The sequence below is a fragment of the Janthinobacterium sp. 67 genome, assembly GCF_002797895.1.
Lineage (GTDB): Bacteria > Pseudomonadota > Gammaproteobacteria > Burkholderiales > Burkholderiaceae_D > Janthinobacterium.
Genome location: NZ_PGES01000001.1, coordinates 2,453,318 through 2,477,481, shown reverse-complemented (window position 1 = coordinate 2,477,481; position 24,164 = coordinate 2,453,318). Strand labels below are relative to the sequence as shown.

Annotated in this window: 16 protein-coding genes and 1 tRNA gene; 11 read left to right on the top strand and 6 right to left on the bottom strand. The window is 64.7% G+C overall.

The genetic code is table 11. From position 1 onward, the window contains the following. Positions 1-8 precede the first annotated feature (8 nt). Positions 9-431: a hypothetical protein gene (locus CLU90_RS11110; RefSeq protein ID WP_092710509.1), complete on the bottom strand. Its 423-nt coding sequence runs from the start codon at positions 429-431 to the stop codon at positions 9-11. Between the two features lie 147 nt (positions 432-578). Here CLU90_RS11110 and CLU90_RS11105 point away from each other — a divergent pair, with 147 nt between their 5' ends. Beyond that, positions 579-1,322, top strand: a complete 744-nt coding sequence (locus CLU90_RS11105) for a helix-turn-helix domain-containing protein (protein WP_139178163.1) — start codon at positions 579-581, stop codon at positions 1,320-1,322. Between the two features lie 43 nt (positions 1,323-1,365). Here the strand turns inward: CLU90_RS11105 and CLU90_RS11100 are convergent, their stop codons facing one another. Both CLU90_RS11100 and CLU90_RS11095 read right to left on the bottom strand, forming a co-directional pair. Next, positions 1,366-2,814: a DUF3999 family protein gene (locus CLU90_RS11100; protein ID WP_092710506.1), complete on the bottom strand. Its 1,449-nt coding sequence runs from the start codon at positions 2,812-2,814 to the stop codon at positions 1,366-1,368. Further along, positions 2,811-5,996: a DUF2339 domain-containing protein gene (locus CLU90_RS11095; protein WP_092710503.1), complete on the bottom strand. Its 3,186-nt coding sequence runs from the start codon at positions 5,994-5,996 to the stop codon at positions 2,811-2,813. Before CLU90_RS11095 ends, CLU90_RS11100 begins: the two co-directional genes overlap by 4 nt. A 234-nt stretch (positions 5,997-6,230) precedes the next feature. Between CLU90_RS11095 and CLU90_RS11090 the strand changes: the two genes are divergently transcribed. Beyond that, entirely contained in the window at positions 6,231-8,117 is a 1,887-nt protein-coding gene (locus CLU90_RS11090; RefSeq protein ID WP_035820937.1) for an MFS transporter, read from the top strand. Between the two features lie 3 nt (positions 8,118-8,120). Here the strand turns inward: CLU90_RS11090 and CLU90_RS11085 are convergent, their stop codons facing one another. Both CLU90_RS11085 and CLU90_RS11080 read right to left on the bottom strand, forming a co-directional pair. Continuing rightward, positions 8,121-9,671 (bottom strand): hybrid sensor histidine kinase/response regulator, encoded by a 1,551-nt coding sequence (locus tag CLU90_RS11085; protein WP_092710500.1) that lies wholly within the window; start codon positions 9,669-9,671, stop codon positions 8,121-8,123. An 8-nt stretch (positions 9,672-9,679) separates the two neighbouring features. Beyond that, entirely contained in the window at positions 9,680-11,185 is a 1,506-nt protein-coding gene (locus CLU90_RS11080; protein ID WP_092711289.1) for an ATPase domain-containing protein, read from the bottom strand. Between the two features lie 421 nt (positions 11,186-11,606). On the opposite strand from CLU90_RS11080, the gene CLU90_RS11075 reads away from it, so the two are divergent. The 5 genes from CLU90_RS11075 (at position 11,607) to CLU90_RS11055 (ending at position 18,313) form a co-directional block, all read left to right on the top strand. Continuing rightward, a complete protein-coding gene (locus tag CLU90_RS11075; RefSeq protein WP_100427941.1) occupies positions 11,607-12,821 on the top strand; it encodes an efflux RND transporter periplasmic adaptor subunit in 1,215 nt (404 codons plus the stop codon). 15 nt (positions 12,822-12,836) lie between these two features. Next, a complete protein-coding gene (locus tag CLU90_RS11070) occupies positions 12,837-16,001 on the top strand; it encodes an efflux RND transporter permease subunit (protein WP_092710494.1) in 3,165 nt (1,054 codons plus the stop codon). Between the two features lies 1 nt (position 16,002). After that, on the top strand, positions 16,003-17,451 hold the full coding sequence (gene adeC, locus CLU90_RS11065; RefSeq protein WP_100427940.1) for an AdeC/AdeK/OprM family multidrug efflux complex outer membrane factor: 1,449 nt from the start codon (positions 16,003-16,005) through the stop codon (positions 17,449-17,451). Between the two features lie 68 nt (positions 17,452-17,519). Further along, the gene (locus CLU90_RS11060) at positions 17,520-18,134 is read left to right on the top strand and encodes a TetR/AcrR family transcriptional regulator (protein ID WP_100427939.1); all 615 of its coding nucleotides are present in this window, start codon (positions 17,520-17,522) and stop codon (positions 18,132-18,134) included. A gap of 102 nt (positions 18,135-18,236) precedes the next feature. Continuing rightward, positions 18,237-18,313: transfer RNA gene (locus CLU90_RS11055), tRNA-Pro, on the top strand. A 309-nt stretch (positions 18,314-18,622) separates the two neighbouring features. On the opposite strand, the gene CLU90_RS11050 is transcribed toward CLU90_RS11055, so the two are convergent. Next, positions 18,623-19,612 (bottom strand): LacI family DNA-binding transcriptional regulator, encoded by a 990-nt coding sequence (locus tag CLU90_RS11050; protein WP_232731162.1) that lies wholly within the window; start codon positions 19,610-19,612, stop codon positions 18,623-18,625. Between the two features lie 295 nt (positions 19,613-19,907). Here CLU90_RS11050 and CLU90_RS11045 point away from each other — a divergent pair, with 295 nt between their 5' ends. From CLU90_RS11045 to CLU90_RS11030, 4 genes are all read left to right on the top strand, one after another. Beyond that, positions 19,908-20,996: a substrate-binding domain-containing protein gene (locus CLU90_RS11045; RefSeq protein ID WP_198511194.1), complete on the top strand. Its 1,089-nt coding sequence runs from the start codon at positions 19,908-19,910 to the stop codon at positions 20,994-20,996. A gap of 61 nt (positions 20,997-21,057) precedes the next feature. Beyond that, entirely contained in the window at positions 21,058-22,572 is a 1,515-nt protein-coding gene (locus CLU90_RS11040) for a sugar ABC transporter ATP-binding protein (RefSeq protein WP_100427938.1), read from the top strand. 56 nt (positions 22,573-22,628) lie between these two features. Next, the gene (locus tag CLU90_RS11035; protein WP_092710476.1) at positions 22,629-23,684 is read left to right on the top strand and encodes an ABC transporter permease; all 1,056 of its coding nucleotides are present in this window, start codon (positions 22,629-22,631) and stop codon (positions 23,682-23,684) included. An 11-nt stretch (positions 23,685-23,695) separates the two neighbouring features. Beyond that, positions 23,696-24,130 (top strand): RbsD/FucU family protein, encoded by a 435-nt coding sequence (locus CLU90_RS11030; protein WP_092710474.1) that lies wholly within the window; start codon positions 23,696-23,698, stop codon positions 24,128-24,130. Positions 24,131-24,164 lie beyond the last annotated feature (34 nt).

The following is a 24,164-nucleotide window of genomic DNA, read 5'->3' as shown; positions in this document are numbered from 1 at the left end:
ATTGGTGATTACACTTGGGAGTGGTGCAGCAGCGCCTTGCCCAGTTCGTTCGGGATGAAGGCGATGGCCTTGCCGGACAGCACCAGCATGTGGCCGGTGGACAGCGCCACCACATTGACCACGGTGCCGGCCGCCAGCGACAGGCCCTTGGCCGCTTGCCCGCTCATCTGGATGGAGGCGCCGCCCGCTTCGGATGCGCCCTTGAGCACGATGACGATGCCTTCGCCCACCGTTTCCACGCTGGCAACGACGACCTGGCCCGAGGCGACCAGCATCGACATGGAACCGGCGACGACGACGGCGGAGCCCTCGCTGAGGTTTTGCGAGCCTTTCGACAGGTTCTCGGAGGCGGCGGCGTGGACGAGGCCGGGAGCGGCCGCGGAGAACGTCAACAGCGACAAGGACAAGCAGAGGGGCAGCAAGCGTTTCATGGGTATCTCCTTTATGTGCCTGATTGGCAAGCGCATGATTGTCTAGCGCGGCGCTGCGGTCAATCGGAACGCGACTCGTAGTGGCCGGCCATACTTTGGGTATTACTATTTGATACTATATTGCTCTGCCGTTTGCAAAGGATAGCGATGCCACAAACCCACGCCCTGATCGAAGCCCTGAAGCGCCTGTTGAAAGCGCGTTCCGTGACCTATGCCGAACTGGCGCAGCGCATCGGCATGTCCGAAGCCAGCGTCAAGCGCATGTTCTCGCTGAAACAATTCTCCTTGCAGCGCCTGGACCAGATCCTGGTCGCCATCGGCAGCGATTTCCAGCAGCTGGCGCTGGCCGTGCAGTCCGCCCAGGCCGCGCCCACCCTGATCACGCGCCTGACGTATGCGCAGGAAAAGGAAATCATCGACGACACCCGGCTGTTCGTGGTGGCCGTCTCCGCCCTGAATTTGCTGCCGCTGGAACAGATCGTCGCCATCTACGACATCAGCGAAGCGCAAGCCGTGAAATACCTGCTGCGCCTCGACAAGATCGGTTTTCTGGAACTGCTGCCGAATAACCGGGTCAAACTGCTGGTGGCGCGCACGTTTGCGTGGATACCGAATGGCCCCATCCATTCGTATTTCAAAAAGGAAGCCTATGGCGACTATTTGAATTCGCAGTTCGATGGCGAGACGGAATTGCTGCGCCTGGTGAACGTGATGTTGTCGAAAAAATCCACGGCCGCCTTGCTGGAACGCCTGAAGCAAGTGGCGGTGGAATTCTCGCAGCAACACCAGGAAGACGCGCGCCTGCCCGGCGACGAGCGCCTGGCCATCAGCTTCATGCTGGCGGCGCGTCCCTGGATGCCGCAGACGTTCAAGGCGCTGCTACGGCAGTGAGGCGGCGAGTGGGGCGTTCTAGTGGCAAACGTTGTGGCTAAGGTTACTGTTTGTCCGTATTGCCTTGTTCCTCTTTCATTTGCGACAGCAGGCGCCAGGCAAAAAAGCCCAGCACACCTACGCCCAGCAGCAGTGCGGCCCACAACGCGGCCAGGCGCCACGGTGCCCCGTCCTTTGTGGCGGGAGCCGGCGCCGCCGCGCCGGTATTGGGCTGGAGCGCACCCGCGCTCGCTGTCTTGAGCGCCAGCAATTCATCCGCCTTGAAGCCGGGCGCCACCTGCGACAGCGGCTGCGCGACGGCGGTGGCGTTGCTGTTGCCGAACGCGAGTTGATAAGGCGGCTTGCCGCTGGCCAGGAAGACGACGGTGGCCGGCGTCCAGCCCAGGCGCAGGGCGGGCGCGCTGCTGGCGGAGAAAGGGAGTTCCGTGGCCGTCTGCAGCACCCACTCGTTTGTCTGCGTCACCGGCATGGCCAGGTCGCCCGAGATCCTTTCCTTGCCGTCGAGGCCGATGCGGTAAAACGTGGTGCTCAGCAGGGGATCGAAATACGCGCCTTGCGCGGGGCGTGCCTGTTGGCGCAGGTGCAGCCGGTGCCGGGGAACATAGCTGTTCTGGCGATACACGCCCAAGGCCACGGGCAGGACCGTGTTGGTCTGCGTCAATTGCAGGGCGATGCTGTCGGCAGGAATGGCGAACGGAGTGGCGTAGCGCCATTCATTGGCCTGCTTGCCGGGTGCGCCTTGCAGCACGACGGCGGCGCGCGGAGGGGCGATGTCCGTTTCGCTGACGGCTTGCGCCGTGATCGCCGCAAAGGCCAGCGGTTCGCCCGCTTGCCAGCTCAGGCGCGCATAGCGAAACGCGCGCGGCGCGAAGGCGATGCTGTCGTTGGCCAGGGTTTGCGTGTCGCTGTTGCTGAGCCAATTCAGGGTGGTGGTGCCGATGGCGTCCCATTGCTTCAGGTCATCGCTCACTTCCAGCAGCACTTGGGCGCTGTAATTGTCCGTGCGGGCCGGTGGTGTGAAGCGCAAGGCGGCGATGCGCCTGTCTTGCGTTTGTTTGCCCAGGTCGAGGATCAGCGCTTGCAGCGCCGCCGTGCTGGCCGCCGCACCGGCGCGGGTGCTGACCGACAGCAAGCGCCCATCGTCAGCCGTGCGGATATCGATGCCTTGCAAGCCATCGCCAGTGTGCTGCGCGCCCGTGACGGGGAAAATGCGGGCTGGAATGTTGCTGCGTTGCGTGGCCGATTGCGCGGGCGGCGCCGCCATGGCGTAGGCCAGGCGCTTGCCGTCGGCATCGAACAGGCGCACGTCGGCCAGGCTGGGCGAGCTGGCGTGCAGGTAGACTTCCCTGGGCAATGACAGCTGGACGATGCCCGCGCCGGCCGGCACGGTCACCGGCATGCTCCAGCCGTAGTCGTGTGGCCGGTCCTGGGGCGGCGCGGCCAGCGCGGCGCCTGCCATCAACACAATGCCGAACATGAGTGTGGTTTTCATGCTGCTCCCGGTTGCGGTTCGGCTGGCGCTGGCGCGGCAGCCTTGGGGAAGGGGGCCAGGTAGCCGATCAAGACCATCAGCAAGCCGACACCGACAAAGGAAATGATGCGTTCGATGCCGCCCACGTTGGACAGGTCGATCAGGAACAGTTTCACGACAACCAAGCCCAGCAGCACGGCACCGAGGCTCCATTGCTGGCGCCGCTGCTGGCGTGCCGCGTGGCGCATCAGCAGCAGGGCAGTGACGCTCCACACGAGCGACAGCATCGCTTGCACGAACTGCGAGGCCAGCATGGCGTCAAAGGTGTAGGGCACGCCGACATAGTGCGAGACGGTGCGCAGCAGCATCAGGTTGAACCAGCCGTACAGCAAGCAGGCGGCCGCGACGGGCAAGCGCGCCTGCCACAGGGCGGGCAGCGGTGACTGTTTTGCCGGCAGCAAGCGGTAGCTGGCAATGGCCAGCAGGACGGCAAAACCCGTGCTCAAGTCCAGCGGATTGAGCAGCGGCAAGTAGGGCAGGGGTGCCATGGCGCCGTCGTCGACAATATTCCAGGCGGCGATCAAGAGCAGCGACCATAGCGCCCCCAGCGGTATCAGGGTGCGCTGGTACCACGCTGCAATCGGCGCCACCGGCCAGGCGCCGGCGCGGCAGCGGCGGATCAGCCAGGCCAGCACCAGCATCATGGCCCAGGCCGGCAAATAGCGGGCCCAGGCGGGGCTGACGCTGCCTTCGTGGCGCGCCAGCAAGGCGCCCACGTGCATGGCGCCCACGGGCCACAGCATCAGCCATGGCGCGGCCGCGCGCAAGGTATGCAAGAGGCGCAGCGCCCGCGCGTCGAGTTGCCAGCCCGCTTTTGGCCAGGCCAGCAGCAGGTATTCGCCGGCCGCCAGCGCGCATCCCAAGGCCAGCCAGCTCAAGCCCGTCGGCAGGTAATCGCGCAGGTACAGCGCCAGCAGCAGGTTGGCGCTCCACAGGCCCAGGCCCAGCCAGGCGGCGACAGTGAACCAGCGCAGCTGTGGCCAGTCGAGGCGCCGCGCCAGGAGGGCGAACGCGGGCGTCGTGACGCACACGGCGATCAGGTACAGCGCCAGCCAGTGTTCGCCCGCGTGCGGCTGCAGCGTCAGGTCGCCGTCGATCAAGCGCAGCAGCCAGCTGGTGAAGGGCACGACGATGGCGGCAAACCACAGCAAGCCGCTCCACACCAGCAGGGGGCGCGCTACCAGGGCCAGCAGTTCGTCGCCGCCGCGTGCGCGCAGCGCAAGGAAGCGGGCGCTGGCAAAGGCGGCGGCGCCCAGCAGCAGGGCGCTGAGGAAGGAACCGTCGAACAGGCTGGCAGGGTGCTGGTCCCAGGCCCAGCTGGCGCGGCTCAGCATGACCATGCCGGCCAGCACCTGCACGGCCAGCAGCAGGGCGCGCGGCGCATGCCATTGTTCGCGCCGCGCCAGCGCCGCCAGCAAGGCTGCCACCGCCAGCGCGCTGACGGTCAGCAGGTTCAGTTGCGTGGCGGCAGCCGTGCGCAGCAGGATTTCGGTCCAGATGCCGCCCAGCAGCCAGGCCGTGGCCGCCGTCAGGAACAGCACGGACAGGCTGCGCATGAATTCCGGATGCAAGTGGCTGCCATGGCGGCGGAAATTGTAGGCCATCACCAGCGCTGCGGCGGCCAGCAGCGCGCAGCCGAGCCAGATGTTGGCGTCCAGGGCCGCTGCCGTATTGAGTTCCTGCATGGCGATGAGGAAGGCAATCCAGGCGGCCCCCTGCACCAGCAAGCCGAAGGCCCAGGCCAGGGTCTGGCGCTGGCGCAAGCCGACCCAGACGATGCCCGCGCCTTCCAGCGCCCAGGCGGCGGACGTCCAGCGGCCATCCAATGCAAACGGAATGGCCAGCGTGCCAAACACGATGCCCAGCGCCAGGAAGGCTTCGGCCAGCAGTTTGAAGCCGTTCCTGCGCCACAGGGCCACGGCCAGTCCCGTGTAGGTCAAGCCGGCAAGCAGCGCGGAAAACGCCAGGCCGAAGTCAAAGTGCCGCACCAGGCCGTATTGCAGGCCCATCGCCGCCAGCGGCGTGCCGAACACGAGGGTGCCATCCACGTAATGTTTCAAGCGCGGCGCCTGGCGCGCGCAGTAGGCAATCGCGATGCCGATATAGAACAGCACGAAGATGATCAAAAACAGCTGCGTCGACAGGTAGTGCTCGGGCGAGTAGCGCAGCAGGCCCCAGGTGGTGGCGACGACGAAGGTAAAGCCAAAACTGAGCACATTCAGGACGCGCCAGGCGCGTTTCAGGGCGATGGCGAAGACGCCCGCGTTGAGCAGCGCGTAATAGCTGAACAGGCCGATATGGTTGCCGCTGCCCGTCGACACGAGCAGGGGCACGGCAAAGCCGCCGACGATGCCGAAGACGGCCAGCCAGACGGCGTTTTGCAGCACCGCCAGCAAACACGTGAACGCCGTCAGCACGAACAGCACGGCAAACGCCATGCCGGCCGGGATCAGTTCATACAGGCGGAAGGCGCCGAACGTCACCAGCATCAGTATCGCCAGCGCCGTGCCCTGCAGCGGCAGGCTGATGCCGGGGCGGCTGGTGCGGATGCGCCAGGCCCAGGCCAGCAGGGCGATGTCGGCCAGCGCGATGCCGGCCAGGCGCAGTTCGATGGACACGGTGACCTGCGCCGACACGTACTTGAGCAGGAAGCTGACGCCGAGGAACAGGATCAGCAAGCCCAGCTTGGCGACCAGGTTGCCGGTAAACAGCCAGTTCCTTGCCTTGGCAACGAGGCCGTCCGGGCGCGCGATCCAGGACGGGGTGTTGGGGGCGGCTGGGGCAGGTTTGGCGGGAGCTGGCGCAGTGGGGGGCGATGGCTTCGGCGGCACGGGAACGGCAGGCGCGGCCTTTGCCAGTTCGACCGGCTCGATCACGGCCGCCTGCGGCGCAGGCGCGGAAACAGGAACCGGAGCAGGAGTCGGCACTGCTACTGGCGCTACGGCGGCTGGCACGGCAGAGGAGGGAGCTGGCGCTAGGTCCTGGCCTTCCAGTGTCAGCAGGCGCTGCTGGATGCCGTCGACTTCCTTGCGCAGGCGGGCCGTCAGCAATTCCAGATCGGCCACCTTTCTGCGGTATTGCAGCACCTGCACGAAGGCGGTGATCAGCAAGCCAAATATGATCAGCGTTATCAATCCAAACATGGGGGCAGCTTTCCGGGATGGTCAGGGCGAAGGCGCCCACAGTATGCGCACATTACCTTATTATCAAGAAACAGGCGATTTCTGTTGCGATAGGGAAAGTAACAAGACGCGAGGCCAGCATGGCGCGGCGCGGCGCTTTCCGTATTGACGCCAAGCAAGATGACGACATTCAGATTGTCGTGCGCAAGATAGTGCTGTATTTTAGCAATTCCTTAATTGCCGGTTCCCCATGCCATGAGTCAAAGCAGCCAGTTTTCCTTATTGTCGCAGCGCCGTTTCGGGCCCTTCTTCTGGACCCAGTTCTTTGGCGCCTTCAACGACAATCTGTTCAAGACGGCCCTGATGGTGATCCTCGCCTACGATGCGCTGAGCTGGACCACGCTCGACCCGTCCACCATCACCAACCTGATTCCGGGCCTGTTCATCCTGCCCTACGTCGTGTTCTCGGCCACGGCGGGCCAGTTGGCCGACAAGTTCGAAAAGGCGGGCCTGGCCCGTTTCGTGAAATGGATGGAACTGGCCATCATGGCGGTCGCCGCCGCCGGCTGGATGACGCATACCTTGTGGCTGCTGGTGGCCGCCGTCGTGGGCATGGGCGTGCATTCGACCCTGTTCGGCCCCGTCAAGTACGCCTACCTGCCGCAGCAACTGAAACCCGAGGAACTGGTCGGCGGCAATGGCCTGATCGAGATGGGCACGTTCGTCGGTATCTTGTTGGGCGAAATTCTCGGCGCCGTGCTGATCGTGCACAAGCCGCTGGGCGTGGAACTGGTGGCCGGTGCGACGATTGCCGTGGCCGTGTTCGGCCTGATCGCCAGCTACCGCGTGCCGCGCACGCCAGCGCCCGAGCCGGACTTGAAGGTGAGCCTGAATTTTGTCGCCGAATCGTTCCGCAACCTGAATTTTTCGCGCAAGAACCGGCCCGTCTTCCTGGCCATGCTGGGCAATTCCTGGTTCTGGTTTTACGGCGCCCTGATCCTCGCCCAGTTCCCCGTCTACTCGAAGGATTTCCTGCATGGCGACCACAGCGTATTCGTGCTGCTGCTGACCGTGTTTTCCGTCGGCATCGGCACGGGCTCGCTGCTGTGCGAAAGGTTGTCCGGCCACAAGATCGAGATCGGCCTGGTGCCGTTCGGCTCCATCGGCCTGTCGCTGTTCGGCATTGATCTGTATTTCGCCAGCAATGCGTATGCGAATACGCAAGTGGTCGATGCGCTGGCGTTTGTCAGCCAGGCGGGCGTGCCGCGCATCCTGATCGACATCGTCATGATCGGCGTGTTCGGCGGCTTCTTCATCGTGCCCCTGTTCGCCCTGATCCAGACGCGCTGCGACCCGAAACACATTTCGCGCACGATCGCCGGCATGAATATCCTCAACGCGCTGTTCATGGTGGCGGCCGCCGGCGTGGCCATCGTGCTGCTGGGCCAAGGTTTTACCATCCCGCAGCTGTTCCTCGTCACGGCCATCTTGAATGCGCTGGTGGCCGCCTATATCTTCTCCCTCGTGCCGGAATTCCTCATGCGCTTCCTCGCGTGGATTTTGATCCAGACCGTGCACAGGGTCAAAGTCGTCGATGGCGAGCGCATCCCGACGGAAGGCGCGGCCGTGCTCGTGTGCAACCATGTGAGCTATGTGGACGCCATCGTCATCATGGCGGCCAGCCCCCGCCCCATCCGTTTCGTCATGGATCACCGCATTTTCAAGATGCCGCTGATGGGCTGGATTTTCCGCACGGCCAAGGCCATTCCCATCGCGCCAGCCAAGGAAGATCCCTTCCTGATGGAAAAGGCTTTCATCGATATCGCGCAGGCGCTGCACGAAGGCGAACTCGTATGCATCTTCCCCGAGGGGAAATTGACGCGCACGGGACAGATCAGCGAATTCAAGGGCGGCATCGCCAAGATCGTCGAGCGCAGCAAGGTGCCCGTGATTCCGCTGGCGCTGCGCGGCTTGTGGGGTCATCTGTTGAGCCACCGCAACGGCCATTTGTTCGAGCGCGCCTTCAAGGCGGGCTTGCGCTCGCGTTTGTCGCTGGCCGTGGGCATGCCCGTGGCGCCCGAGGCCGCCACGCCGGAGTTGCTGCAACAGAAGGTGCAGGAATTGCGCGGCAAGTGGAAGTAAGCGTCACTCCGTTCGCATAGCCGTCCCTTCCTGTCGCTCCAGGTGCGCGCGGAGCAGGGCGGTGATGGCGTCGAAATCCACCGGTTTCGTCAGGTGATGGTCGAAACCGGCTTGCTCGGTCCGTGCGCGCGCTTCGCCCTGGCCCCAGCCCGTCAGGGCGATCATCAGCACGTCGCGCCCCTGCGCGCGCTGGCGGATCTGGCGCGCCGTCTCGTAGCCATCCATGTCCGGCATCCCCAAATCCATCACAACCAGTTGCGGCCACGCCATGTCGACGGCCGCCAGCGCCTGCGCGCCGTCATACGCGACGGTGGCCGCATAGCCTTCGAGCTGGAACAGGCTTTGCAAGGAATCGGCCGCGTCGCGGTTGTCGTCCACCACCAACACTTGCACGGGCTGGCTGGCGCTGCCGGGCGATTCACTCCCGGCGGCGGCGGGCGTGGCCATCGTAGCGCCCCGGGCAGCGCCGGCGCTGGCCGGCAAGGTGACGACGAAGCGGCTGCCACGCCCCGGGCCGTCGCTGCAGGCTTCGATGCTGCCGCCATGCATGTCGGCAAATTGGCGTGCCAGGCTCAAGCCGATGCCCAGGCCGCTTTTTATCTGGCCCGCCACCGTGCGCCCCTGTTCGAACATGGAAAAGATGCGCGCGATGGCGTCCGGGGCGATGCCGATGCCATTGTCTTCGATGCTCACCTGCAACTGCCCCTGTTCCAGGCGCGCCGTAATGTGGATGTGGCCGCCCTCCGGCGTGAACTTCACGGCGTTCGACACGATATTGGCAAAGATCTGCACCACCCTGGCATAGTCGGCGTGCAAGGTCACGGCATGCGGCGGCAATTCCAGCGTGATACCGATGTGCCGGCTGCCGGCCGCAGGCTGGCACAATTCGATGACATGTTCGAGCACTTGCTGTAGTTCAAACGCCTTGCGTTGCAGCACTACCTTGCCGCTGGTGATGCGCGCCACGTCGAGCAAGTCGTCCACCAGCCGCGTCAGGTGCGTTACCTGGCGCTCGATCACGTCGCTCAGCTTGCCCACCTGCTCCGATGCGGGAAACAGGTGCTTGAGCAAGGCCACCGACGACTTGATGGGCGCCAGCGGATTGCGCAGTTCATGTCCGAGGCTGGCAATGAATTCGTCCTTGCGCCGCTGCGTCTCGCGCACCTGGTACTGGCGCTGGCGCGCGCGCAGCATGGCGTGGGCCGAGGTGATCAGGGTCAGGATGTGGACGGGGCGTTCCAGCAGGGTCAGGTTGCCCAGGGTGGCAATGGCTTGCCGCAAGGGCAGGGAATCGAGCCGCGCATGGGTCAGCAGGGTAATTGGCAAGTCGGACCAGTCCGGCTGATGGCGGGTATAGGCATCGAGCACGGCGTAGACGCCCGCATGCAAGGCTTCATCCACCGTCAGCACGCCGCCGGCGCCCAGCGCCAGCTGCTCGGCCAGTTCGCCGGGCGAGCGGCAGGCATGGCTGGCAATGGCGCTGCCCGCCAATACCGTGCCGGCCAGGGCGGCATCCTGGCCGGCTGGCGCGTAGATCAGGATGCGCTGCTCCATGGCGTTTCCTAGGGGAAGGGCGTGCCGCCGATGGTGGGCAAGCCCGACAGGATGCCGTGAAAGCCGGCCAGGGCCGGGCCGATGCGGATGCCCTGCGGGCTGATCTCGAAGCGGCGGATGCTGCGCTCGTGCGCGCTGCCCCGCTTCTTGAAGACGGAAATGGCTTGCCGCACCTCGCCTTCCGTTTCGTAATAGCGCAGCATGATGACGCTGTCGGCCAGATAGCTGGCGTCGGCCGCCGTCGTCATCGAGGTGCCCAGCATGTTTTGCTGCACGCCGACGAGCAGGGTGGCCACGCCGTGCTGGCTCAGGTAATTGAGCAGTTCGTGCAGATAGGTGCTCTGGAAGCGTTCATCGGGCACCGCATGCATGTACCCATTCAGGCTATCGATGACGATCACCCTGGCACCCCGCTGCGCCGCGTCGACGACGGCCTGGGCGAATTCGCCCGGGGTCAGTTCGGCCGGATCGATCTGCTGGGCGCTGAGCAGCCCCGTGTCGAGCGCCGCCTGCAGGTGCAGGCCCACGCTGTCGGCCCGGCTCAGGAGCTTGCTGCGCGCTTCCTCGAACAGGAACATGGCGCACGGTTCGCCGCGCTTTGTTGCCGCGTGCACGAATTGCGCGGCCAGGGTGGACTTGCCGCTGCCGGCGGGACCGGAAATGAGGGTGCTCATGCCTTCTTCCAGGCCGCCGCCCGTCATGGCGTCGAGTTCGGGCACGCCGCTCGACAGGCGCCGGTGCTCGCCGTCGCGGCGCGTCTCGGCCGCCACCAGGCGCGGATAGACGACCAGGCCCTCTTGGGCGATCTTGTAGTCGTGTGCGCCACCGCGAAACGGCACGCCCCGGTATTTCACGATACGCACGCGGTGCCGGTCATTGCCATATGCCTGGTTTTGCAGCTCCAGCGAGATCACGCAGTGGGCCACGCTACGCACTTGCAAGCCGTCGTCGAGCGCGGAACGGTCATCGATCAGCATGGTGGTGCAGTGCCGGCTGGCCAGGTATTGTTTCAAGGCCACGACCTGGCGCCGGTAGCGCAGGGGGTTTTCCGCCAGCAGCTGCAGTTCCGACAGCGAATCGAGCACGAGGCGGGCCGGGCGGTGTTTTTCGATGGCGGCCAGGATGCGCTGGTTGGTCGAGGCCAGTTCGATTTCCGACGGGTGGAAGATCGTGTACTGGCGCTCGGGGTCGAGCATGTCGTCGTTGGGCGCCACTTCTTCGATGGCGATGCCGGCCAGGTCCCAGCCGTGCGACAGGGCGGCGGCGCGCAGTTCGATCTCGGACTCGGCCAGGGCGATATACAGCACGGGCACGCCGCTGCGCGCCCCGTCGGCCAGAAATTGCAGCGCCAGGGTGGTCTTGCCCGTGCCGGGCACGCCTTCAACCAGGTACAGGCGCTCGGCCAGCAGGCCGCCCATGAGAATGGCGTCGAGACCGGGCACGCCCGTTGACAGCAGCGCGTCCGGGCCGTTCGCGCCATCGTGTTGTGCCCATCCATGCGCCTGTGCCGTCATCATCGCACCCCGCTTCGCCACGCCGTGGCCAATATAGTAGCGCGTCTGCCGGAACATGTCTTTTCGATACCATTGGTAAATAATTATTCTGCCGCGCCTGCCGCTAGGAATAGCGTTGCGTCCGCTTCGGTTAGTTCAGCAAAGAAATCTTGACCCTGCTACAGTATTCACTCAATCCACCTTTTCCGCATTGTCGTTTTGCCACCGCCCGCCAGGTTCCAGGATGACTTTTCTGGCGTGCCGCCGCTGTTGCTGTCTTCATTTTATTGCCTCATTGATAATTTAATTCGCTTGATGGTTACTATGTTTCAATTGTAACGATGCTTGACGATTTTAGAATGATCGTTCATTCTTTGATCTGCGTTAATAAATTTAGTCATTTCTAACGACACTAGCCAGCTTCTTTTTCAGAAAGTCCAAGATGCAACCAACCTTTTCCCTGACGTCGCCGCGTACGAGCGGCGCTATTGCCGTTCTGTGCGCCACTGTAATCATGGCCGGCTGCAGTAAAAAACAGGAAGCACCTCACGCGCAGCAAGCGCCACAGGTGGTCGTGTTTACTGTTAATCCGGCCGCGTTGCCGATGAGTGCCGAATTGCCCGGCCGTACAAATGCCTACCAGGTCGCCGATGTGCGCCCGCAAGTCGGTGGCTTGATCCAGAAGCGCCTGTTCGTCGAAGGCAGCGATGTGAAAGCGGGCGCGGCCCTGTACCAGATCGATTCCGCCACGTATCAGGCTGCCGCCAATTCGGCCAAGGCCGCACTGTCGAAAGCCAAGGCCAACTTGCTGACGGCCGGCCCGAAAGCGGCCCGCTACAAGGAACTGGTCGCCATCGAAGGCGTGAGCCGCCAGGAATACGATGATGCCGTCGCCGCGTTCGAGCAAGCGAAGGCAGACGTCGAGTCCGCCACCGCGGCGCTGGAATCGGCCAACATCAACCTGCGCTACAGCACCGTGACGGCGCCGATCAGCGGCCGCACCAGCCGCTCGACCGTGACGGCCGGCGCGCTGGTGACGGCAGGCCAGGCCGACGCGCTGACGACCGTGCAGCAACTGGACCCGATCTATGTCGACGTGACCCAGTCGAGCACCGACCTGCTGCGCCTGAAACGCCAGATGGCCGACGGCTCGCTGAAAAAAGCGGGCGAAGGCCAGGCCAAGGTCGATCTGATCTTGCCGGACGGCAGCAAGTACAGCGAATCGGGCAAGCTGCAGTTCGCCGGCGTGTCGGTCGATCCGACCACGGGCAACGTGATCTTGCGCGCGCTGTTCCCGAACCCGAAAGGCGAATTGCTGCCAGGTATGTACGTGCGTGCGCAGCTGGAAACGGGCGTGGATGAGAAAGCCATTACCGTGCCGCAAGTGGGCGTGACGCGCAACCAGAAGGGCCAGGCCACGGCCATGATACTGAACAAGGAAAACAAGGTCGAGCAGCGCGTGCTGACCACCAGCGGCACCGTCGGCACCAACTGGCTGGTGACGTCCGGCCTGGCCGCAGGCGACCGCGTGATCGTGGAAGGCTTGCAAAAAGTCAAGCCAGGCGCCCCAGCCGTTGCCGTGCCGGCCAAGGCCGAAGCCGCTCCTGCGCCCGCCGCTGCCGCCTCTGCCGCAGCATCGGCTGCCAGCGCCCACTAATTCAGGAGAATATTAATGGCCCGTTTTTTCATTGACCGCCCGATTTTTGCCTGGGTGGTCGCGATCGTCATCATGCTTGCCGGCGTGATTTCGATCCTCAGCCTGCCGATCGCGCAGTACCCGAGCATCGCTCCGCCGTCGATTTCGATCAGCGGCTCCTACCCTGGCGCCTCGGCCAAGACCGTGGAAGATGCCGTCACCCAGGTCATCGAACAAAAGATGAAGGGTATCGACGGCTTGCGCTACATGTCCTCGTCGAGCGATGCGACTGGCGGCATCAGCATTACGCTGACGTTTACCAGCGGCACCAATCCCGACATCGCCCAGGTGCAGGTACAGAACAAGCTGCAGCTGGCCACGCCGCTGCTGCCGACGGCTGTCACGCAACAGGGTCTGGTCGTGTCGAAAGCGACGAAGAACTTCCTGATGGTGTTCGGTTTCATTTCCGAAAACGGCAAGATGGACCAGACCGACTTGAGCGACTATGTGGCCGCCAACGTCGTCGATCCGCTCAGCCGCGTACCGGGCGTGGGCGACGTGACCCTGTTCGGTTCGCAGTACGCCATGCGTATCTGGCTCGACCCGGCCAAGCTGCAAAGCTTCAACCTGACCCCGGCGGACGTGATCACGGCCGTACAGGCGCAGAATGCGGAAGTGTCGGCCGGTGAGCTGGGCGGCACGCCGTCCGTCAAGGGCCAGCAGCTGAACGCCACCGTCTCGGCGCAAAGCCGCTTGCAGACGGCCGAACAGTTCGGCGCCATCTTGCTGAAAACTACGACCAACGGCGCCATGGTGTACCTGAAGGACGTGGCCAGCATGGAACTGGGCCGCGAGAACTACAACACCGTGGCCCGCTACAACGGCCATGCGGCCACCGGCGTGGCGATCAAGCTGGCAACGGGCGCCAATGCGCTCGATACGGCCAATGCGGCGAAAGCCATGCTGGGCAACCTGAGCAAGCAATTCCCTGAAGGCATGAGCTACCAGGTGGCGTTCGACACGACCCCGTTCGTGAAACTGTCCATCGAAGAAGTGGTGAAAACCCTGGTCGAAGCGGTCATCCTGGTCTTCCTGGTGATGTATCTGTTCCTGCAAAACTTCCGCGCCACCCTGATCCCGACCATGGCCGTGCCGGTCGTGCTGCTCGGTACCTTCGGCATCCTGAATGCCTTCGGTTACTCGATCAATACCCTCACCATGTTCGCCATGGTGCTGGCCATCGGCCTGCTGGTCGATGATGCGATCGTGGTGGTGGAAAACGTCGAGCGCGTGATGAGCGAAGAGGGCTTGTCGCCGCTGGAAGCGACGCGCAAGTCCATGACGCAGATCACGGGCGCGCTGGTCGGTATCGCCATGGTGCTGTCGGCCGTGTTCGTGCCGATGGCCTTCTTCGGCGGTTCGACGGGCGTGATTTACCGCCAGTTCTCGATCACGATCGTTTCGTCGATGGTGCTGTCCGTCGTCGTCGCGCTGGTGTTTACGCCCGCCTTGTGCGCCACCTTGCTCAAGCCGGTCGAAAAGGGCCATCACGCGACGAACAAGGGTTTCTTCGGCTGGTTCAACCGCAGTTTCGATCGCAGCAGCAACAAGTACCAGGGCATGGTTGGCGCCATGATCCGCCACCGCGCCCGCTCGATGCTGCTGTACGTGCTGTTGCTGGCCGGCCTGGTGTTCATCTTCATGCGCCTGCCGACCTCCTTCCTGCCGGAAGAAGACCAGGGCATCCTGTTTACACAGATTCAATTGCCGACGGGCGCCACGCAAGAGCGCACCCTGAAAGTGATCGAGCAGGTCGAAGACCACTTCATGAACAGCGAGAAGGACAACGTCGCTTCCGTGTTTGCCGTGGCAGGTTTCAGCTTCGGCGGTAACGGCCAGAATACGGGTATCGCCTTCGTGCGCCTGAAAGACTGGTCGCTGCGCAAGGACGTGGCGCAAAAAGCGCCGGCCGTGGCCGGCCGCGCCATGGGCAAGCTGTTGCAGATCAAGGACGCGATGGTGTTTACGTTCGCTCCGCCTGCCGTGCTGGAACTGGGTAACGCCACCGGTTTCGACATGCAGCTGCAGGATATCGGCGGTGTCGGCCATGACGCCCTGATGGCGGCGCGTAACCAGTTGCTGGGCATGGCGTCGCAGAATCCGGCCATGGTCGGCGTGCGTCCGAACGGCCAGGAAGATACGCCGCAGTACAAGATCGACATCGACCAGCAGAAGGCCACCGCGCTGGGCTTGCAGATCTCGGAAATCAACCGCGTGCTGAGCGTGGGCTGGGGTAGTTCGTATGTGAACGACTTCCTCGACCGCGGCCGTGTGAAGAAAGTGTTCATGCAAGGCAATGCCGAATCGCGCATGCAGCCGGAAGACTTGAACAAGTGGTTCGTGCGCAATAGCGCTGGCCAGATGGTGCCGTTCTCGGCCTTCGCCACGGGCAAGTGGATTTACGCTTCGCCACGCCTGGAACGCTACAACGGCTTGCCGTCGGTAGAGATCCTCGGTACGCCGGCGCCGGGCCAAAGCACGGGCGCCGCCATGAACGCGATGGAAGAGATGGTCGCCAAGCTGCCGCCTGGCATCGGCTTCAGCTGGACCGGCGTGTCGCTGGAAGAGCGCGAATCCGGTTCGCAGACGCCGCAGCTGTATGCGCTGTCGCTGCTGATCGTGTTCCTGTGCCTGGCCGCGCTGTATGAAAGCTGGTCGATTCCGTTCTCCGTGCTGCTGGTGGTACCGCTGGGCGTGATCGGCGCCGTGCTGGGCACGTGGTTCTTCGGCCTGTCGAACGACGTGTACTTCCAGGTGGGCTTGCTCACGGTGGTGGGCCTGTCGGCGAAGAACGCGATTCTGATCGTCGAATTCGCCAAGGAAATGCAGGAATCGGGCATGTCGCTGCTGGACGCGACCTTGCATGCGGTGCGTCTGCGTCTGCGTCCGATCCTGATGACCTCGATCGCCTTCGGCCTGGGCGTGTTGCCACTGGCGATCTCCAGCGGCGCCGGTTCCGGCAGCCAGAACGCCATCGGTATCGGCGTGCTGGGCGGCATGTTGACGGCCACGTTCCTCGGTATCTTCTTCGTGCCGGTGTTCTTCGTGCTGGTGCGCGGCTTCTTCTCGAAGTCGGACGCGCCCGCCACGCCGGCGACGCCTGGTTCGCCAGCCGTCACGCTTTCTAAGGATGCGCATTAATATGAAAAAAACGCTACTCTCCATGGCGGCACTGGCCTTGCTGGCCGGTTGCAGCCTGGCTCCCACGTACGAGCGTCCGGCAGCGCCGGCGCCCACGGCGTGGCCGACCGGTCCTTCCTACAAGGCCGACGCGGCCGCCGCCGACGCCAAGCCGGTGGCGGACGTCGCCTGGCGCGAGTTCTTTGCCGATGCGCGCTTGCGCCAGGTACTGGAACTGGCGCTGGCCAACAACCGCGACCTGCGCGTCTCGATCCTGAACATCGAGAAGGCGCGCGCCACCTACGGCATCGAACGCGCCGCCCTGATCCCGACCCTGTCGGCCTCGGGCGGCCAGTCGGCCACGCGCATTTCGAAAAACGCCAGTCCGACGGGCGAAGCGTCGATCAACCGCCAGTACACGGCGAACCTGGGCGTGTCGGCCTACGAGCTGGATTTCTTCGGCCGCGTGCGCAGCCTGTCCGACAGCGCGCTGGAACAATACCTGGGCACGGAAGAAGCACGCCGTGCACAGCAGATCAGCCTGGTGGCCGAAGTGGCCAGCACCTATCTGAACCTGGTGGCCGACCAGCAGCGCCTGCGCGTGGCGCAAGACACCTTGAAGAGCCAGCAATCGTCGTATGACCTGGCCGTGCGCCGCTTCAGTGCCGGCGCCACGTCGGGCCTGGACAAGTACGATGCCCAGACCAGCGTGGAATCGGCCCGTTCCGACGTGGCCGTCTACACGAGCCAGGTGGCGCTCGACCAGAACGCGCTGGTGCTGCTGGTGGGCGGCCCCGTGCCGGCCGACCTGCTGCCGCAAGGCGAGTTCGGCGCCGTGACGGCCCTGGCGGACATTCCGTCCGGCCTGCCGTCGGACGTGCTGCAACGCCGTCCCGACGTGCTGGCGGCCGAGCGCACCCTGCGCGCGGCCAACGCCAACATCGGCGCGGCGCGCGCGGCCTTCTTCCCGCGCATTTCGCTGACGGCGACGGCGGGTTCGGTCAGCGACAACCTGTCCGGCCTGTTCAAGGGCGGCAGCGGCACGTGGAGCTTCCTGCCGCAGATCAGCTTGCCGATCTTCGATGGCGGCGTGAACCGCGCCAACCTCGATATCGCCAAGGTGCAGCGTGAAATCTCCGTGGCGCAATACGAAAAGGCGATCCAGGTCGCCTTCCGTGAAGTGTCCGATGCGCTGGCCCAGCGCGGCACCATCGACGAGCGCCTGCAGTCGCAGGTATCGCTGGTCGAGGCGTCGACGAAGAGCTACACCATCCACGACGCGCGCTACAAGCAGGGCGCCGAGTCCTACCTGAACGCCCTGGTGGCCCAGCGCGCGCTGTACACGGCGCAGCAAAGCCTGATCACGGCGCGCCTGGCCAAGTCGACCAACCTGGTCACCCTGTACAAGGTGCTGGGCGGCGGTTGGCAGCCTGAGCAGACAGCCGTCGCGGCGGCTGGCGGCGCCCAATAACCACGGGGACGCCGACGCCGGCCTTGCCCTTGTTCGCAGGGGCAGGGCCGGCGCGCTACTGGAAAATCATGAACCAAGTTGAAAAGAAGCATCCGGACCCCGAGCGCGCCAACACGCGGCGCAAGCAGGTGCTCGATGCGGCCGAAAGCTGCTTCAGCCGCCGCGGCTTCCACGGTGCCAGCATGGCCGAGATATCGAAAGCGGCCGGCATGAGCGCGGGCCACATCTATAATTATTTTGAAAGCAAGGATGCGATCATCGCCGCCTTCGTCATGCAGAATACGGAGCGGGTGTCGAACTTGATGCAGGACCTGGCGCAGCGCGAAGACCCGCTGCAGTCCGTGATCGACAATGCGGGCGATCACGTGCTCGAGGCGCTGGACCAGAAAACGTGGCTGATGCCGCTCGAGATTTTTGCCGAAGCGTCGCGCAATCCGGTGATCGCCGAAATGCTGCGCTCGGCGGACGTGCGCTCGCGCCAGTTGTTCCTTGCCATCGTCCGCGACGCGCGCATCAAGCGCGGCTTGCCGGCCGACGAGGAAATGCTGCAAGGGCGTCTCGATGCCCTGGTGGCCCTCTACCAGGGCTTGCCCGTGCGCTTCATTCATCATCCGGACGTCAAGGTCGAACCGCTGATCGCCGGTTTCCGCATCGTCCTGAGGGCGCTGCTGCTGAGCGAATAGAGGGTCTGGCCGGGCCATGCAAAAAAGTTTGCGCAGTTCGACATGAATCATGCGCAAAGCATGGCAAAAACCTAAAAGCGTCTGCTATAATTCCCACCTCGTCGGGGCGTAGCGCAGCCTGGTAGCGTACATGCATGGGGTGCATGGGGTCGGAAGTTCGAATCTTCTCGCCCCGACCATTAGATTCAAGGAATTAGGCCACTCTTCGGAGTGGCCTTTTTCTTTTGGTGCTAGTTTTTTACCCCTGCATTTCCCCCTACGAAAACATGGGCTTGTTTGCAATCATTTGGCATGGGTTGAAACAGGTTCTTCCTCTTGACGATTGACCCTCCCTTCATGTCCTCGTGAACGCCGCGACCTTGCCAGCGTCGGATAATGCCGAGTAATGCCACATCGATCCCTCCAATTGCTCACGCAATGTCATGAGCAGGATGAGCGCACCGGCGATACCGACGTGCTGGTACCTGCAGCCCCGTTACAGGCGCACCCTAAGGACAGCCGCACGAGCGGCGGATGCGCATGGTCACGGGCATGCGCACCACGCTGCGCGCCGCGTCCGGCTCCCTCATGCGCCGGATCAGCAGGCTCACCGCGCGCGCGCCGATGTCTTCCAGCGGCTGGGCGGTGACAGTCAGGCTGGGGCTGTGCAGGTCGGCCCAGTCGAGGTCATCGAAACCGGCGAAGGCTATTTCCCCCGGTATCGCCACGCCAGCTTCCTTCAATGCGCGCATCGCGCCCAAGGTCATCAGGTTGTTGCCGGAGACGATGGCGCTGGGCCGGTCGGGCAGGGCCAGCAGCGCGTGCACGGCCAGGCGCGCCGGTTCGATGCTCGATTCGCCGTATGCCACCAGGCGCTCGTCGATGGCCACCCCGGCCGCCGCCAGCGCCCTGCGGTAGCCTGTCAGCCGCTCGCCGCTGGTCGAGTTCCACTGCGCCCCGGACAGGTAGCCGATGCGGGTGTGGCCGTGTCCGATCAGGTGCGCCACCAGCGCCTGCATCGCCTCGGTGTTTTCGACGCCGACCTGGTCGAATGGTGTCGGCAGCAGATGGTCGACCAGCACCGCCGGGATCTGGTTGGCCTCCAGGTACTTCAGCGAGCGCAGCGCGCCGTCGTTGGTCGGCGCCATCAGGATGCCGTCGACCCGGCGCTGGTGGAAGGCCTGGACCACGCGCAGTTCCTGCTCGGGGTCGTCGTGGGTGTCTGCAAACAGCATCATCAGGCCGGCCTTGCCGCAGGCGGTGTCGATGGCCCGCACGATTTCCGAAAAATAATGGTTGGCGAACGTCGAGATGGCCACGCCTATCGTGCTCGTGGTCGAGCGCGCCAGCGAGCGCGCCAGCGAGTTGGGGATGTAGCCGGCCGAGGCGATGGCCAGACGCACCACCTGCTCGGTTTCCGGGTCGACCCGCCGGGTCCCGTTGATGACGTGAGAAACGGTGGACACGGATACGCCGGCAACCCGGGCGACGTCGTTCATGTTAGCCAAAGAGCGGCCCTTCCATTGTTTTGTGTTTGGTCGTGCAGGATAGCACGGCCAGGCGCAAGCGCTTGCGCGCAGAGGATGGAAAAATTGCCAACTGTCAGAAATAGTGGTTATTTTTGCCGCGCAAGCGCTTGCGCAAGCGCTTGTATGTGTCGTACTATCTATTCGGAGCTTGAAATGAGGAAAGCCGCGGCATCGCGGCGAGTCCGTTTCATGACACCGCGCGCAGACGCGGCCTCCGCACCAGCCGACTTGGCGGACCAGTACTACCTATATGGAGACAAGACAGATGAAAACATTCGTAAGCGCCCTGGCGCTGGCCGGACTGACCGTGCTCGGCGGCAACGCCGCAGCCGCCCAGCCGGTGATCGGCGCCCTGATCCGTAACCTCGACGACCAGTTCCTCGGCGACTACGGCAGCAATCTGAAAAAGATCGCCGCCGCCAAGGGCGCCGAGCTGAAACTGATGGACGCCCACGGCGACATGGCGACCCAGCTCGACCAGCTCAACACCTTGCTTAGCCAGGGCGTCAAGTATTTCGTGGTGGTGCCGGTGGTGACCGAAGGCAGCGACCAGATCGCCCAGGCGATCGCGGCCAAGGGCGGCGGCGCGGCATTTTCCAACACGGCACCGACGGTAAAGGCGCTCAAGACGGGGCGCAACTTCTTCCTCGCTTCTTCGCCCGAATCGGTGGCAGGGCAGATTCAGGCCGGCATCGTCGACGACTACTTCAAGAAATTTCCCGCCAAGCTGGGTCCCGGCAGGTCGATCAACCTGCTGATGCTGCTCGGCCAGCTGGGTCACCCGGCGCAGATCTACCGCACGCAGGCGGTGCTGGCGTCGCTGCAGCAGAAGGGCTATAAGGTCAATGTACTGGCCAAGGACACCGCCAACTGGCAGCCGGAGGAAGCGCAGCAAAAGATGGACGCCTGGCTCAACGCCTACCGCGGCAAGTTCAACCTGGTGCTGGCCAATAACGATTCGATGGCGCTGGGCGCGGTCGAGTCGCTGGTCACCGCCAAGTACGTCGATGACCCGGCCCGGCCGGGCGTCGACGTCGACGGCGACGGTACCTCGCTGAAGGTGCCGGTGATCGGCGTTGACGCCACCCCGGTGGCGCTGCGCTCGATGGCCGAGAAAAAACTCTACGCCACCGTGCTGCAGGACGCCGGCGAGCAGTCGGCGACGGCCTTTGAGCTTGCCTATCTGATGGCCACCAAGGGCGCCGTCGGCGGCGCCACGGTGCGCGGCTACAAGCCGCTGGCCGTCGCCATCGAAGAAGCCCCCGCCAACAACGCGGCGATCATCGGGCAGGTCTACCTGGTGCCCTTCAAGGCCGTGACGCAGGAAAATTACAAGAGCTTCACGAAGAAGTGAGGCGCACCGGCAGCGCGCGCCACGCCGCCGGCCGCGCGCTGCGTCACTGGAGGGGACGAACATGGATGGCAAGCCTTACGTTATTGAGATGAACAACATCAGCAAGCGCTTTCCCGGCGTGCAGGCGCTCGACGGCGTCACGCTGAGGCTGCGCCCGGGCAAGGTGCATGCGCTGATGGGGGAGAACGGCGCCGGCAAGTCGACGCTGATGAAGTGCCTGTTCGGCATGGTCCGACCGGATCAGGGCGAGGTGCGCCTGCGTGGCCAGGTGCGGCAGTTCCAGCATTCCCGCGACGCCCTCGACGCCGGGGTGGCGATGATCCATCAGGAGCTGGCCAACGCACCGGCGCGTTCGGTGCGCAGTAATCTGTGGCTGGGCCGCGAGCCGACCCGCCGGGTCGGGCCGCTGCGCCTGCTGGACCATCGCAAGATGCGTACGGACACCGCCGCGCTGATGCGCAAGCTGGGCATGGACATCGATCCGGACGCCATCATCGGCGAGCTGTCGATTTCACACCAGCAGGCGTGCGAGATCGCCAAGGCGGTCGCCTGCGACGCCTCCGTCGTGGTCATGGATGAGCCGACCTCGTCGCTCACCGACAAGGAGGCCGAGCAGCTGTTCCGCATCATCGGCGAGCTGACCCGGCGCGGCGTGGCGGTGGTCTACATTTCACACAAGATGCACGAAATTTTCCAGATCGCCGACGAGGTATCGGTGATGCGCGACGGACGCATGCTCGGCACCTACGACGCTGGCGCGATCGACGAGGAGCGATTGATCCAGCTGATGGTCGGGCGCGAGTCGAGCCAGCGCTTTCCCCCGCTCGACAGTGTGCCAGGCGCGGCACGCCTGAAGGTGACCGCGCTCAGTTCGCCCGACCCGCGCTCCTTCCAGCAGGTCAGCCTGGAGTTGCGCCGCGGCGAGATCCTCGGCATCGGCGGCCTGATCGGCGCCGGCCGCAGCGAGTTCGTCGAGGCCCTGTTCGGCCTGCGCCGGGTGGCCTCTGGCAGCATCGAGATCGACGGCCGGGTGGTGCGCATCCGCAGCAGCGGCGAGGCCATAGCCCAGCGCATGAGCCTGGTCACCGAGGACCGCCGCGGCTCCGGCATCTTCCCGCAGCTGTCGATCACCCGCAACACGGTGATCTGTTCTCTGGGACGCTATACAGGCCGCTGGCGCACGTTGCAGCATGCCCGCGCCGGCGCCGAGGCGGCGCGCCTGAACCGCCAGCTCGGCACCCGCAGCGCTTCGATGGAGACGCCGATCGGCAGCCTGTCGGGTGGCAACCAGCAAAAGGTGCTGATCGCGCGCTGGCTGATGACCGATCCGGACATCCTGATCATGGACGAACCCACCCGCGGCATCGACGTCGGCGCCAAGTTCGAGATCTACTCGGTCATGGCCGAGCTGGCGCGGCAAGGCAAGTCGATCATCATGGTGTCATCCGAAATGCCCGAGCTGATCGCCATGTCGCACCGCGTCATGGTGCTGTGCGAGGGCCGCCACACCGGCACCCTTGAACGCGCCCACGCCAGCCAGCAAGAGATCATGCGCCTGGCTACGCAATACCGATGACGCCGGCGCCGCCCGCGCCGTCCCACACCCCACACACCATACGGAGACAATCTAGCATGAACACCCTGACCAAGGCGGCCGGCGAGCCCGCCACGCCCGGCGCACCCGCGCCCCATCCCACCCCGGCGCTAGCGCCGGGCCGCCGCCTGCTCGCCTACCTGCGCGCGCGCACCAACCTGCTGACCTTTGTCGTGCTGGCCACGGCGCTGGCACTGCTCACCGACGGCGCCTCGCTGTCGCCGGAATCGATCAAGAATCTGGCCGTGGCCGAGTCGGTGCGCGCCCTGGCCGCGCTGGGCGTGGGCATGATCATCATCACCCGCGGCATCGACCTGTCCATCGGCGCGGTCGTGTGCCTGGTCAGTAGCGTGGCCGCCTCGTTCGCCCAGAACAGCGACTACGCCGCCGCACTGTATCCGGGTGTCGTGTTCCCGTTGTGGTTGCCGGTCGTGGCCGGCGTGCTGACCGGCGCCGCCTTCGGCCTGCTCAACGGCCTGCTGGTGGCGCTGGCGCGCATCCCGCCCTTCATCGCCACGCTGGGCACGATGTCGGTGGCCTTCGGCTGCCAGCTGATCTACACCCGTGCCAACGTGGTCGGCAGCCTGACGGACGCCTACAAGGAAATCGGCCAGGGCGCGCTGTTCGGCGTGCCCCACCTGGCGCTGTTCGCGTTGCTGGCCGCCGCCGCCGTGTACCTGATGCTGGCCCACACGCGCCAGGGCGCCAGCCTGTACGCCATCGGCGGCAACCCTGCCGCGGCGCGGGTGTCGGGCATCAACGTCAAGCGGGAACTGGTGCTGGTGTATCTGTATGCGGGCGTCCTGTACGGCATCGCCGGCGTATTGCTGTCGAGCCGGCTCGGCCTGGCCAACGCCCTCACCGGACGGGGCATGGAGCTCGACGCCATCGCCGCCGTGACCATCGGCAGCGTCTCGCAAAGCGGCGGCATCGGTACCGCCGGCGGCATGGTGCTGGGCGTGCTGACGCTGGGGATCATCAACTACGGCATGACCTTCCTCGGCGTCGACTCCTACTTCCAGCTGGTGATCAAGGGCGGCATCATCATCGTCGCCGTCTACTTCGACATGAAAAAAACCGCCAGCGGCGAATAAGGGAGACGAACATGCTTGTTGGAATCCATCCCTGCGTCAGCCCCGAGCTGCTCTACGCCTTGGCGCGCATGGGCCATGGCGACGAGATCGCTGTGGTCGACGCCTACTATCCGGGCCACAGCAACAACGACCTGGTGATCCGCTGCGACGGCAGCACGGCTGCCGAGCTGCTGGCCGGCGTGCTGCCGCTGCTGTGCCTGGACGACTACGTCGCCGCGCCGGTGGCGATGATGCAGCCCGAAGCGCACGACCGCTGCGACCCGGAGCTGGAGCGCGACTTTCGCGCCGCCATCGACCGCTGCTGGCCGGACACGCCGGCGATCGCCCGCATTGGGCGCCAGGAGTTTCTGGCACGCTCGCGCGCCGCCTTCGCCATCGTCGTCACCGGCGAGCGCCGCAAGTACGGCAACATCCTGCTGCGCAAGGGTGTGCCGGGGCAGCAGTGAACGGCGTCTGCCGCCAGGACGAGGGCAGGGCGGT

What these genes read in the sequence shown, in the direction of transcription:
- CLU90_RS11040 (WP_100427938.1), top strand. Translation starts at nt 21,058, where the DNA reads ATGGATGGCAAGCCTTACGTTATTGAGATGAACAACATCAGCAAGCGC.
- CLU90_RS11075 (WP_100427941.1), top strand. Translation starts at nt 11,607, where the DNA reads ATGCAACCAACCTTTTCCCTGACGTCGCCGCGTACGAGCGGCGCTATT.
- CLU90_RS11030 (WP_092710474.1), top strand. Translation starts at nt 23,696, where the DNA reads ATGCTTGTTGGAATCCATCCCTGCGTCAGCCCCGAGCTGCTCTACGCC.
- CLU90_RS11105 (WP_139178163.1), top strand. Translation starts at nt 579, where the DNA reads ATGCCACAAACCCACGCCCTGATCGAAGCCCTGAAGCGCCTGTTGAAA.
- CLU90_RS11070 (WP_092710494.1), top strand. Translation starts at nt 12,837, where the DNA reads ATGGCCCGTTTTTTCATTGACCGCCCGATTTTTGCCTGGGTGGTCGCG.
- CLU90_RS11100 (WP_092710506.1), bottom strand. Translation starts at nt 2,814, where the DNA reads ATGAAAACCACACTCATGTTCGGCATTGTGTTGATGGCAGGCGCCGCG.
- CLU90_RS11060 (WP_100427939.1), top strand. Translation starts at nt 17,520, where the DNA reads ATGAACCAAGTTGAAAAGAAGCATCCGGACCCCGAGCGCGCCAACACG.
- CLU90_RS11090 (WP_035820937.1), top strand. Translation starts at nt 6,231, where the DNA reads ATGAGTCAAAGCAGCCAGTTTTCCTTATTGTCGCAGCGCCGTTTCGGG.
- CLU90_RS11045 (WP_198511194.1), top strand. Translation starts at nt 19,908, where the DNA reads ATGAAAACATTCGTAAGCGCCCTGGCGCTGGCCGGACTGACCGTGCTC.
- CLU90_RS11035 (WP_092710476.1), top strand. Translation starts at nt 22,629, where the DNA reads ATGAACACCCTGACCAAGGCGGCCGGCGAGCCCGCCACGCCCGGCGCA.
- CLU90_RS11095 (WP_092710503.1), bottom strand. Translation starts at nt 5,996, where the DNA reads ATGTTTGGATTGATAACGCTGATCATATTTGGCTTGCTGATCACCGCC.
- CLU90_RS11080 (WP_092711289.1), bottom strand. Translation starts at nt 11,185, where the DNA reads ATGACGGCACAGGCGCATGGATGGGCACAACACGATGGCGCGAACGGC.
- CLU90_RS11050 (WP_232731162.1), bottom strand. Translation starts at nt 19,612, where the DNA reads ATGAACGACGTCGCCCGGGTTGCCGGCGTATCCGTGTCCACCGTTTCT.
- adeC (WP_100427940.1), top strand. Translation starts at nt 16,003, where the DNA reads ATGAAAAAAACGCTACTCTCCATGGCGGCACTGGCCTTGCTGGCCGGT.
- CLU90_RS11110 (WP_092710509.1), bottom strand. Translation starts at nt 431, where the DNA reads ATGAAACGCTTGCTGCCCCTCTGCTTGTCCTTGTCGCTGTTGACGTTC.
- CLU90_RS11085 (WP_092710500.1), bottom strand. Translation starts at nt 9,671, where the DNA reads ATGGAGCAGCGCATCCTGATCTACGCGCCAGCCGGCCAGGATGCCGCC.